This window comes from Anaerobacillus sp. 63XJN7_5_ISO-PGPR-S23-430, from assembly GCF_056173695.1.
Genome location: NZ_CM149686.1, coordinates 2292321 through 2304363, shown reverse-complemented (window position 1 = coordinate 2304363; position 12043 = coordinate 2292321). Strand labels below are relative to the sequence as shown.

General features: G+C 40.8%; 12 protein-coding genes. All 12 read left to right on the top strand.

Annotation, left to right across the window (positions count from 1 at the left end):
* Window positions 1-14 precede the first annotated feature (14 nt).
* The 12 genes from AC0VYJ_RS12170 (at window position 15) to AC0VYJ_RS12115 (ending at window position 12042) form a co-directional block, all read left to right on the top strand.
* Window positions 15-419: an acyl-CoA thioesterase gene (locus AC0VYJ_RS12170; protein WP_430242862.1), complete on the top strand. Its 405-nt coding sequence runs from the start codon at window positions 15-17 to the stop codon at window positions 417-419.
* A 56-nt stretch (window positions 420-475) separates the two neighbouring features.
* On the top strand, window positions 476-1540 hold the full coding sequence (locus AC0VYJ_RS12165; protein WP_475365292.1) for a phosphotransferase family protein: 1065 nt from the start codon (window positions 476-478) through the stop codon (window positions 1538-1540).
* A gap of 8 nt (window positions 1541-1548) precedes the next feature.
* Complete coding sequence (locus AC0VYJ_RS12160; protein WP_226613382.1) at window positions 1549-2301, top strand: 2-phosphosulfolactate phosphatase; 753 nt, start codon at window positions 1549-1551, stop codon at window positions 2299-2301.
* Window positions 2282-4030: an acyl-CoA dehydrogenase family protein gene (locus AC0VYJ_RS12155; RefSeq protein ID WP_475365291.1), complete on the top strand. Its 1749-nt coding sequence runs from the start codon at window positions 2282-2284 to the stop codon at window positions 4028-4030. The genes AC0VYJ_RS12160 and AC0VYJ_RS12155 overlap by 20 nt, the downstream gene beginning before the upstream one ends.
* Before the next feature lie 15 nt (window positions 4031-4045).
* Window positions 4046-4816 (top strand): SDR family NAD(P)-dependent oxidoreductase, encoded by a 771-nt coding sequence (locus tag AC0VYJ_RS12150; RefSeq protein WP_475365290.1) that lies wholly within the window; start codon window positions 4046-4048, stop codon window positions 4814-4816.
* A 22-nt stretch (window positions 4817-4838) separates the two neighbouring features.
* Window positions 4839-5630 carry an enoyl-CoA hydratase/isomerase family protein gene (locus AC0VYJ_RS12145; protein ID WP_475365289.1) on the top strand — a complete coding sequence of 264 codons (792 nt, stop codon included), beginning with the start codon at window positions 4839-4841 and terminating at the stop codon, window positions 5628-5630.
* Window positions 5631-5746: 116 nt separating this feature from the next.
* Window positions 5747-6610, top strand: a complete 864-nt coding sequence (locus AC0VYJ_RS12140) for a branched-chain amino acid ABC transporter permease (protein ID WP_430242851.1) — start codon at window positions 5747-5749, stop codon at window positions 6608-6610.
* Window positions 6610-7617 (top strand): branched-chain amino acid ABC transporter permease, encoded by a 1008-nt coding sequence (locus AC0VYJ_RS12135; RefSeq protein WP_283154167.1) that lies wholly within the window; start codon window positions 6610-6612, stop codon window positions 7615-7617. Before AC0VYJ_RS12140 ends, AC0VYJ_RS12135 begins: the two co-directional genes overlap by 1 nt.
* Window positions 7617-8396 (top strand): ABC transporter ATP-binding protein, encoded by a 780-nt coding sequence (locus tag AC0VYJ_RS12130; RefSeq protein ID WP_430242845.1) that lies wholly within the window; start codon window positions 7617-7619, stop codon window positions 8394-8396. Before AC0VYJ_RS12135 ends, AC0VYJ_RS12130 begins: the two co-directional genes overlap by 1 nt.
* On the top strand, window positions 8374-9081 hold the full coding sequence (locus AC0VYJ_RS12125) for an ABC transporter ATP-binding protein (RefSeq protein WP_194221791.1): 708 nt from the start codon (window positions 8374-8376) through the stop codon (window positions 9079-9081). Before AC0VYJ_RS12130 ends, AC0VYJ_RS12125 begins: the two co-directional genes overlap by 23 nt.
* A 29-nt stretch (window positions 9082-9110) precedes the next feature.
* A complete protein-coding gene (locus tag AC0VYJ_RS12120; RefSeq protein WP_430242841.1) occupies window positions 9111-10349 on the top strand; it encodes an ABC transporter substrate-binding protein in 1239 nt (412 codons plus the stop codon).
* A 25-nt stretch (window positions 10350-10374) separates the two neighbouring features.
* Window positions 10375-12042: a long-chain fatty acid--CoA ligase gene (locus AC0VYJ_RS12115; protein ID WP_475365288.1), complete on the top strand. Its 1668-nt coding sequence runs from the start codon at window positions 10375-10377 to the stop codon at window positions 12040-12042.
* Window position 12043: the final 1 nt, after the last annotated feature.

The window sequence follows — 12043 nt, the reverse complement described above, 5'->3', positions numbered from 1 at the left end:
AAAGAGGAATCGATATGAGCGTTCATACAAGTGTGAGAGTAAGATTTTGTGAAACGGATGCGCTTGGCCATGTTAATAACACAAGCTACTTTATATACCTCGAGGAAGCACGTGTACAATTTTTTGATTATCTAGGTAAACGTTCTGGAACAGACGCTTGGCCATTTATTCTCGTTTCTACGAAATGTGATTTTCTAAAACAAGCTTATTTTAAACAGTCACTTCATGTAGAAACGACTGTTAAGCGAATTGGCACAAAAAGCTTTACGCTCATGCACTATATAAAGGATACGGAAAGTGATGGTGTAGTAGCTGAAGGTGAAGCGACTGTCGTCTATTATGATTTTAAGAAACAAGTAAGCGAAGTTATACCGGATGAATTGCGAAGTAAGCTTGAGGAATCTTATCAACTGCTATAAGCGTGGTGTTTTTTAAGGGTAAATGACTGAATATTACGTAATCAGGAGAGTGGCGTATGACCTATTCACACGATACGATACCTGTCCGAGATGGAGAACAGCTCGATCTAAAGAAACTAGAGAGGTATATTAAGGAAAACATTGAACATCTGAGTGATGATCCTCTCATAGTTGAACAGTTTGGAACAGGTCACTCAAATTTGACGTATCAGCTATCGATTGGTGAGTGGGAAGCAGTTCTCAGAAGACCGCCTCTTGGTCCAGTTGCTCCAAAAGCGCATGACATGGAACGAGAGTATACGATTTTAAGAGAATTACATCCCGTTTTCCCACTAGCACCAAAACCATACATCTATAATGAAACTTTACTTGATGCCCCATTCTTTCTTATGGAAAGAAGAAGGGGAATTGTGCTTGACACCTCGTTTCCTGATGGCGTTCAACCTACTGAAGAGTTGTGCAGAAGGATCTCAGAAACGATGGTAGATACGCTAATTGATTTGCACAGTGTTGATTATAAGCGGACAAATTTAAGTAAAGTAACTCACCCTGATGGTTTCATGGAACGTCAGGTGCACGGCTGGATCAAACGATATAACCGCTCGAAAACAGATGATATTCCTGGTATTGATGAATTGACGACATGGATGGCTTCGAATATCCCTAAATCACAAAGCCCTACTGTGATTCACTACGACTATAAATTAAACAATGCGATGTTTGATCAGGAAGACTATAGCAAAATGGTAGGTTTATTCGATTGGGAAATGACAACCGTTGGTGATCCTCTGGCTGATCTTGGTGCCGCAATGGGGTACTGGTTGCAACAAGATGACCCAGAAATCTTAAAAAAGGGCATGGGTAAAGCACCAGTAACTGTTATGAATGGATTTATGACGAGAGAAGAATTTATTGCGTCTTATGCTACTAAATCAGGGCGTGATGTTTCGCAAATGAACTTCTATTTAACATTTGCTTATTTCAAACTTGCTGTCATTTGTCAGCAAATCTATTATCGCTGGAAAATGGGTCAAACATCGGATGAACGCTTTCGTCATCTTAATCAGTTTGTAGCGAGTTTAATTGCACATGCTCGTGACAATGCCAAAGTAAAGCGTTAGGAGTTCATATGGGAAAAATACATGTCGTTTTAAAAAAGGAAGATATTGATCAGGCAAAAATTAGTGAAGAAAAAATTGCGGTTGTGCTTGATATTCTTCTAGCAACATCAACCATAACCTCAGCACTTGAATTTGGTGCAGAACGGGTTATTCCTGTTCTAGATCAACACGAAGCATTGCAAGAAGCGAAAACGTTACCTGAAGGAAGTTATTTGCTTTCAGGTGAGTATGAAGGGCGAACAATTGAAGGGTTTCTAGATCCTAATCCATTGCAATTAAAGAAAGCTGTTAAAGGAAAAACGTTAATATTATCAACTACAAATGGAACCGTAGCAATTAAACGAACGAGAGAAGCTAAACGAGTGTATGTGGCTTCGTTACTGAACGGTCATGCCATCGCAAAAAAGCTCAATGATAGTCACCGAGAGGAAACGATTGTGATTGTTTGCTCGGGTTCATCCGGCGAATTTGCCTTGGAGGACTTCTACGGTGCTGGATATCTTATACATCAAATGCTTACTACTCACGATTGGGAGCTTACTGATTCCTCACGTGCTGCTGTTTCATTTTATGAAGGTAGTTCGAAAAGCGGTGAGGACGTGTTACTTTCCTCGCGAGTCGGTGAAATGATTAAGAGGTACGGATTTGAAGAAGAAGTAAGTTTTGTTGCTTCCGAAGGGATTTTCTCAATCGTCCCTTATGTGAAGGCGCAAAAAACGGTGGTTCGAGAGGAGGTTCATCATGACACAAACCAAGTCTAGTCATTCTGGTGCGGATTTTATGTTTCAACATTCTAGTTCAGAAGATATATTCACACCAGAAGATTTTACCGATGAACATAAAATGATTGCAAAAACAGCTCACCAGTTTATTACTAAAGAGGTTGAACCGCATAGAGAATCGATTGAAAATCAACAGTTTGACAAGGTTGTAACTTTGATAAAAAAAGCTGGTGATCTTGGTCTTCTCGGTCATAGCATTCCTGAGAAATATGGTGGTCTTGGACTAGATAAAGTTTCAAAAGGGATTGTAGGAGAAGTGGTTGGCCGGACAGGTAGTTATGGCGTTGCTCAATCCAACCACACTTGCATCGCTACGCTTCCAATTACACATTTTGGAACGAAGGAACAAAAGAATCATTATTTACCGAAACTCGCTTCAGGCGAATACATTGGTGCTTACTGTTTAACTGAACCTAACGCAGGCTCTGATGCCCTTGCATCCCAAACCAAGGCTATTTTAAATGAGGAAGGCACTCATTATATTTTAAATGGGACAAAGCTTTATATCACGAATGCGGTCTTTTCAGATACTTTTATTATTTATGCCAAAATAGACGGAAAGCACTTCTCGGCATTTATCGTAGAAAAGAATTTTCCAGGTATTTCTCTTGGGCCAGAAGAAAAGAAGATGGGTATAAAAGGATCATCGACAAGATCGGTTATTTTAGAAGATTGCCTAGTTCCAATTGATAACCTTCTTGGTGATAAAGGGAAAGGTCACGTTATTGCTCTTAATGTTTTGAATTTGGGAAGGTTTAATCTGGGATCTGCTTGTACTGGAGGAGCAAAACATGCTCTAGGACTGGCGTTACAACATACAAGTGAGCGTAAACAATTTGGTCGAATCATTGCCGGTTTTTCAGCTACTCAAGAAAAAGTAGCGATGATGATGGCTAAAATTTATGCTTCAGAATCACTACAATATCGGACAGCCTCTCTACTTGAAGGTGCGATGGAAGGTTTATATGACGAAGAAGACCACAGGATTGTTGGAAAGCAAATGATGGAGTATGCCGTGGAGTGCGCTATTTGTAAAGTATTTGGATCAGAAACGCTCGATCAAGTTGTTGATGAGTCATTACAACTTCATGGCGGGGCAGGATTTATTCAGGAATACCCAATTGAGCAGATGTACCGCGATTCCAGAATCAACCGAATTTTTGAAGGAACGAATGAAGTGAATCGTTTGTTAATACCAGGAAATTTATTTAAGAAAGCGATGAAAGGCGAAATTCTTCTTGAAGAGCACATTGAAAAAGCGAAGCAGGCATTAATGCAGCCGAACAATCGTTTATTAAATGAAGAAGCGGCTATTCAAAGCATACGAAATGTATTTCTTGTATGTGCAGGTATAGCCTACAAAGAGCATGGTAAAGAACTGATGGAGCATCAAGAATCCCTTATGAAGCTTGCGAATATAGCGATTATGCTTTATGCAAGTGAAGCTGCAGTTCTCCGAGCATTTAAGAAGGATGAATCAGTCGGTGATTTGAAGCAGATGCTAGCTAGAACTTTCCTTGAAGAAGCTCTTTTGCAAGTAGAAACGTCAGCTCGTAAACTGGTTATGAGCGTACTCTCTCAAGATGAAAAGGAACAAACATTAGGATTAATTATTCAAGAACTTTCGAAATATGACTTTGGAAGTTCGCTAGAACGAAATCGACTAATTGCAAAACAAAGCTACAATAAATTAAAGTACGAAGTTTAGAAAGCGGTGAAAGAAATGGGAAGGTTTTCAGGACGAACGGCAGTGATAACCGGGGGTGGCAGCGGAATCGGTGCCATGACTGCAAAGCGGATAGCGAGTGAAGGAGGAACGGTTATTCTTGTTGGCCGTACAGAGGCTAAGCTGTTGCAAACGGCTAACGAGCTTAAAGAACTTGAAGGAAAAGTTCTTACTTTTGTAGCTGACGTAACAAAGCAGGAACAAATTGATCACCTAACAACATTCGTTAAAGAAAGTACTGAAACTCTTCATGTATTAATTAATAATGCTGGAGGGTCTCAAGGTTCCCCCATTCTTGAAATGACGGAAGAAAATTGGGATCATGCACAAAATGTGAATTTAAAAAGTGTTTTTCTCGTTTCGAAGGCGCTGGGGAAATTAATGCTAGAAACCGCAAAGAAAGAGGAAGAAATGGTAGATTTCTCTATCGTGAACGTAGCCTCGTTATCAGGGCATAAGGCTGGTGCACAAATTCCTCATTATAGTGCAGCGAAAGCAGCCGTTATTAATTTTACAAGAGCACTGGCGGTAGAACTTTCCCCATACATTCGAGTGAATTCAGTTTCCCCTGGATTTGTTGAAACTCCGTTAACAGAAGCCGGTTTGAAGAATGAAAGGTTTGAGGCGTCAATTAAGCGAAATACCGCTTTGAATCGAGTGGGACAGGCTGAAGAAATTGCAAACGTTATTTCATTTGCTGCTTCACCTGAAGCGAGTTATATGACTGGATCTGATCTATTAGTCGACGGTGGCTGGCTCATCGTATAAAAAATAAGGAGAGTGTTTAAAAATGGAAACAACAGTAAAAACGGATCATCTTAAAGTAAATGTACATGGTGCTGTGCTTCATCTTACACTTAATCGACCTGAAGCGCTAAATGCGTTTAGTCCCGAAATGATCTTAGGACTAACAAAAGCGATTCAAGATGCGAAAGAAAACGACGACATTCGAGTTGTTATGCTTTCAGGTGCTGGCCGTTCTTTCAGTGCCGGTGGTGATGTAAAAACGATGGGGGATACTTCTTCAAAAGAAGTTTATGAACATATTGGTAAGTTAAATGAACTGGTTCTTACGATGAGGGACCTTGAGAAGCCGATTATTTCAGTTATTCATGGTTTTGCTGCTGGAGCAGGATTTAATCTAGCGCTCGCTAGTGACATTATTCTAGCAGCAGAAGATAGTAGTTTCGTATTAAGTTTCTCTCAGGTCGGATTAATTTCAGATGGTGGGGGACTATCTTTCCTTCCGCGTTTAATCGGTCCTTATAAGGCGAAAGAGCTTTTCTTCTCTGCCCAGCCTATTACTGCAAAAGAAGCGAAACAATTAAATATTGTAAATCAAACTTATCCTTTAGCTAGCTTAGAGGAAGAAGCAATGGCATATGCTGATAAGCTTTCTAGAGGTCCTGGTAAAGCATATGGTTTTATTAAAAAGATTGCCGATGCTTCACTCACTTCATCTTTATCTGAAGTGCTTGAACAAGAACGTATTACTCAGGCTTTAATGGTAACGACAGAAGATCACAAAGAAGGCGCAAATGCGTTTAAAGAAAAACGTGCTCCTCAATTTAAAGGTAAATAAACTTATTAATCTGGATTGAAGATTTCTTCAATCCAGATTAATTCCCACATCTTGAATCCTCTTCATAAGTCCGCCGTCCCCTTAGTCTGGATCCTATCTAATAGAGGAGGAATAACATGGAGCTCCTTTTCCAGCAGATTTTTAACGGACTTACAATTGGAAGCGTTTACACGCTTGTCGCCCTTGGTTTAACACTGGTTTTCGGTATTTTACATGTTCCCAATTTTGCTCATGGTGCTTTTTATATGGTGGGTGCTTACGTTACTTTAATGATGATGGTAGGTTTTGGTTTTCACTATTGGATCGCTATCATTGCATCGATTGCTGTCGTTGCTCTTCTTGGAGTAGTGACGCAACAGCTTATTTTCAAAAAGTTAGAAGGCGCTGATGGGATGAGAATGATGGTTGCGGCCATTGGTATCCTTCTTTTTCTAGAAGCATTTGGTCAATTTATGTGGGGTACAGAATACCACAGAATGGACACCCCATATGGTTCTGTCGTTAACTTATTCGGTTTAACGGTAACTCTGCAAAGACTCTTAATTATCGTGGCAGCCGTGATCCTTATGCTTGCGCTTCATTTTTTCTTAACCAAAACAATGATTGGGGCAGCTATTATTGCCATGGCTCAAAATCGAGAAGGGGCCTTTCTAGTAGGAATTAATGCAAATCAGGTAGCATGGCTCACGTTCGCGATTGCTGGTGGTTTAGCGGCTGCAGCAGCTTCACTTGCTTCGCCAATTAATCTCGTATTCCCGACTATGGGAAACCTCGTCATCATGAAAGCATTTGTCATCATCATCATTGGTGGAATGGGGAGTATCCCTGGTGCCATACTTGGAGGTTATTTACTTGGATTAACGGAGAGCATTGGAGCAACGTACATATCCTCTGACTATAAAGATGTGATTGCGTTTCTCTTACTCGTTGTGATTCTCACAGCCAAGCCGACCGGGTTGTTTACTAAGGGGGTTCAGTAATGCTAAATGTTCTCTCAAAACGAACCCTTTTACTTTTGATAGCGTGTGTTGCTGTTCTTTTTCCGCTAGTTTTCCCAAATATGTATGTGCTGCAATTACTGACACTTGTGTTTATTTGGTCCATTGCAGTCTACGGTTTTAACATCATTTCGGGCTATGTGGGTTATTTATCTCTCGCTCATGCAGGATTTTTTGCAATAGGAGCATATGGACTTGGATTACTGACAACAAAAGCTGGAATGCCTTATTGGATGGCTTTATTTCTTGCTGTCGCGATCACCTCTATAGCAGGCGCTATTGTCGGTGTGGTTGCTCTTCGAACGAAATCTCATTTCTTTGCAATTTATACGATGTGTGTAGGCGTTATCATCTATCTCCTAATAGATAAATGGGATAGTTTAACTGGAGGAGTTCGAGGGTTAATTGGAATTCCCGCTCCTGGGAGTATCGGTCCCATCACTTTTGATACGTTAACATCTCAGTATTATCTGGCTCTATTTTTTCTATCATTTACGATTTTTCTTTGTTATCGCATCGTACATTCATTACTTGGTAGGACATTTATTGCGATCCGTAATAGTGAAGAGCTTGCGAAAACGATTGGTATTTCAATCATGAAAAATCAGTTGCTTGCTTTTACCCTATCAGCATTATTTGCTGGATTATCTGGGGCTTTGTACGCGTCTTTTATTCGGTTTATCGGCCCACAAATCTCAGCTATTACCGTTACGTTCGAGATGTTGATGTACCTTCTTGTGGGAGGGATTGGAACTCTAGCAGGTCCGATTGTTGGCACACTCATTGTCATCTCTCTTACGCAATCCTTGCAGTTTCTTGAAGAGTATCGAATGCTCATTTTCGGTCCTGTAGTTGTTTTATTAGTCTTATACTACCCTCGTGGAATAACAGGTAGTATTCAAGCGTATATGCAAAAAAAGCGGCAGAAAAAGGTGAAAACCGCTAAGGAAGAGCGTGATGTTAAAAGGAACGTAGGGGAGGCAGGATAATGTTTTTTTCAACAGAAGGAATCACGAAGCGCTTCGGGGGACTAGCTGCTGTTGAAGATGTGAATGTGTCTATAGAAAAAGGGACCATTACAGCAATCATTGGACCTAACGGCGCCGGGAAGTCAACTTTTTTTAACTTGATTAGTGGGATACACCCACTGACATCTGGAAGAATTAATTTCAAAGGAAAAGAGATTACAAAGTTACCTCCACAGCAAATTGCAAGACTAGGAATAGGAAGAACTTTTCAAACAACAAACTTATTTGAGCAATCGACTGTTCTAGATAATGTGCTGATCGGCCATAGGCTTCGTACCAAATCCGGAATATGGGATGCGCTTTTCCGTACGAAAAGAGAAAAAGATGAAGAAAAAAAGTCCTACGAAAAGGCACTAGAAGCGCTAAAGTTTGTTGAAATGATGCATGTTGTTGAACATCCTGTAACCCTTATATCACAGGAAGAAAAAAAGAGACTCGCTTTTGCTCTAGCTTTAGCGACTGATCCCGAAATGGTTCTTCTTGATGAACCAGCTGCCGGAGTGAATCCAGATGAAACAGATGGACTTGCGTATTTAATGAGGAAGATGGCTGACCACGGCATTACGGTTTGTCTTATTGAGCATAAGATGCCGATGATTATGAGTCTAGCTGATCAAATTGTGGTCTTGAATCACGGGAAGAAAATTGCAGAAGGGCGACCAGAGGAAATTCGCCAAAATGAAGCTGTGATTCAAGCCTATCTAGGGGGTGCAGCGCATGCTCCAGCTATCCACAATTAACGTCAACTACGGTGCATCGAACGTTCTTCACCAGATTTCCTTAAATGTTAACAAAGGAGAAACGGTTGTTTTACTTGGAGCTAACGGGGCAGGAAAGAGCACTATATTTAGAACGATCAGTGGTTTGATGAAGCCAGTATCTGGTGATGTTCTATTTATGGATCGCAAGGTAACGGGAAAACCGCCTCACTCTCTTGTGAAGGAAGGCATAGTCCAGTGTCCTGAAGGGAGAAAGTTATTTCCACAAATGTCTGTCTATGAAAATCTGAAGATGGGTAGTTATGTTCATCGAAAGCATCGAAAGGAAATGGAAAATCAGTTAAAGGAGGTGTATTCTCTTTTTCCTATCTTATACGATAAGCGCCATCAAGCAGCTGGATCTCTTAGTGGTGGTCAACAGCAGATGCTTGCCATAGGTCGCGCATTAATGGCCAAGCCGAAAGTCCTTCTCCTTGATGAACCATCATTAGGTCTAGCACCATTGATCGTTGAGCAAATGTTCCACATTATCGAGGATATCAATGAGCAGGGAACAACGATTCTGCTGGCAGAGCAGAATGCAAATGCAGCACTCCAGATTTCTGATCGGGGTTATGTCATTGAGAGTGGCAAAATTGTACTAGAAGGAAGCAAGGAAGAACTTTTGTCTAATGATGAGATTCGAAAAGCTTATATTGGAGCATAATTGGAATCGATTAGTATAGGGGGATAACGATGAAAATTGGGATGAAGCTTTTTGTATTCATGATGGTGTTAATTGGACTGATGGTTGTGGGCGGTTGTGCGGCGGGGTCCGTTAGTAACTCCAGTAATTCAGAAGGATCTTCTAATGAAAATAAATCAAAAGACACTAGTACAAATGCAGATGCAACATCTTCTGCAGAGAACACGGTCAACATTGGGTTTAGTGGCCCACTAAGTGGACCTGCAGCATATTATGGGGAAAATACGTTGAGCGGATTAGAAATGGCCGTAGATGAGATTAATCAAGAAGGTTTCGAAGTGAATGGCAAACAATATGGCATTAACCTTGTGACACTAGACGATCAATATCTACCGAATGAAACAGGTACAAATGCGAGAAGACTTGTACAAGAAAATGATACACCAATTATTTTCGTTCCTCATAGTGGAGGCGTATTCGCTACTCAAGTATTTAACGAACAAGAAGACTTTCTTATTGCAGGCTATACGAGTGAACCGAAAATTATGGAACAAAATAATTCGCTGACATTAGGGATTCCGCCAGCTTACAATGCTTATCCTGAGCCTTTTACAGACTATCAAATGGAGCGATTTGGAAAGAAAATAGCTCTTCTGCCTACTTCCTCTCAATACGGTAAAGATTGGACAGAAGCATTAAAGCCGGTATGGGAAGAAAATGGCGGAGAAGTTGTATTTGAAGGCTCTATTGATTTTAGTAAGGATACCGATTTCTTCTCTATCGTTACAAAAGCATTAAGCAACAATCCTGACGTAATGTTTGTAGGAGGACCTTCGCAGCCTACAGCGCTCGTGATTAAACAAGCAAGAGAGCTTGGTTTTGAAGGCGGTTTCATGCTGATGGATCAGTCAAAAATTGAAGAAATTGAGCCTGTACTAGGCGGGCTTGATCAGTTAGAAGGTACGATAGGTGCTCTTCCAATTATTGATAGTGATGCTCCAGGGGCAGAGAATTTTATTAGTCAATACAAAGAACGATTCGAGCGGATTCCTACTGCTGAAGGTGCATTTAACTATCAAGCGATGCATGTCATCGTAAATGCGATGAAAGAAGCCGGGTCAGTTGACGATCCAGCCAAAATCATGGAAAGCATGGATGCAGGCGTTCAATCACTTCCCGACGAGCAAATGGTTTGGCATTTAACTGGCATTTATAACGGTGGTGCATTTGACTGGAAACCAGCTATCGGAGCTGTTGAAGACGGAAAAGTAGTTAAGATAGAAAATTAAGTGGACTTGAAAGGGGATCGAAAAAATGCAAACAAATCATTTTAAATTCTGGCCTAAACGAGTACCATATTCACTTACCGTTCCTGAAACGACTATCTATGATAACCTCGCTGTTTCTGCCAAAAGATATCCGAATAAAGAAGCAATAATTTATTACGGAGCAACACTAACATACAAAGAGCTACTAGCGGAAGTTGATCGTACGGCTGCTTTTCTTGAGCAGCTGAAGGTCACTGAGGGTGAAAACGTTCTTCTTTTCATGCAAAATTCTGCACAGTTTATCATTTCCTATTATGCGATCCTAAGAGCGAATGCTGTCGTTGTTCCCATTAATCCGATGTTAACAGCAGAGGAACTCTCTTTCTATATTAAGGATTGCGATATTAAAACCGCAATCGTAGGTCAGGAGCTCTATGAAAAGGTAGAACCTTTAGTAGGGTCAACCACACTTACTAATGTTATCACGGCAGCTTATTCTCACTATGCCGGTAACGAAAGCGATATACCAGCAGAAGTTTCACTAGAAGCTAAAAGAGTGGACAAGCCGAATCGTTATACGTGGGAAGATGCCGTCAATCACCAACATTCACCCGGAGAATATGTAAGATCTATTCATGACGTTGCGGTCATGCCTTATACATCTGGTACAACGGGTCTTCCAAAAGGATGCATTCATCCAAACCGCACGCTTCAAGCAAATGCTGTAGGAGCATCTCAATGGATGAATATCACAGCAGATGGCATGCATCTTGTAACGCTACCTTTATTTCATGTGACAGGTATGCTTCACAGCATGCATGCCCCCATTTATAGCGGGGCTCCAATGGTAGTCATGACACGTTGGGATCGGGATTTGGCTGCTAAATACATTGAAAAATATGAGGTTGCTAACTGGGTTAATATTAGTACAATGCTAATTGATTTTCTATCAAACCCTAATCTACCAAACTATTCAATTTCATCCCTAAAAATACTAGCTGGGGGCGGTGCTCCATTACCAGCAGCTGTTGGGGAGAAATTATATAACTTAACAGGCTTACGATTTATAGAAGGGTATGGTTTATCTGAAACGATATCTCACACTCATTTCAATCCACCTGATTTTCCAAAACTTCAATGCTTAGGCGTTCCTTCATTCGACGTGGATGCTCGTGTAATCGATCCTAATACAATGAAAGAGCTTGGACCAGGTGAGCCAGGTGAAATCGTAGTGAACGGCCCACAAGTGTTTGATGGATACTATAATCGAGAGGATGAAAATCGCAATTCGTTTATAGACCTTGATGGGAAGTCTTTCTTCCGAACGGGTGATATAGGACGCTATGATGAAGAAGGATACTTTTTTATGATTGATCGCGTAAAGCGAATGGTCAATGCTTCGGGCTTTAAAGTGTGGCCAACAGAAGTCGAGTCAATCTTATATAAGCACCCAGCTGTTCAGCAAGCTTGCGTTGTCGGTGTTCCTGATCCTCGTCGAGGTGAAACAGTTAAAGCTTTTGTCATTCTAAATGAGGGTGATAAAGGAAAAGTCACGGAAGAAGAGATTATCGAATGGTCAAAAGAACAAATGGCAGCTTATAAATATCCAAGAATGATTGAGTTTATGGATGCATTTCCAACTACGAGTAGTGGAAAGATTTTATGGAGAAAACTCCAGGATAACGAGCGCCAAAAAGCAGAAGGAGTGAAATAAT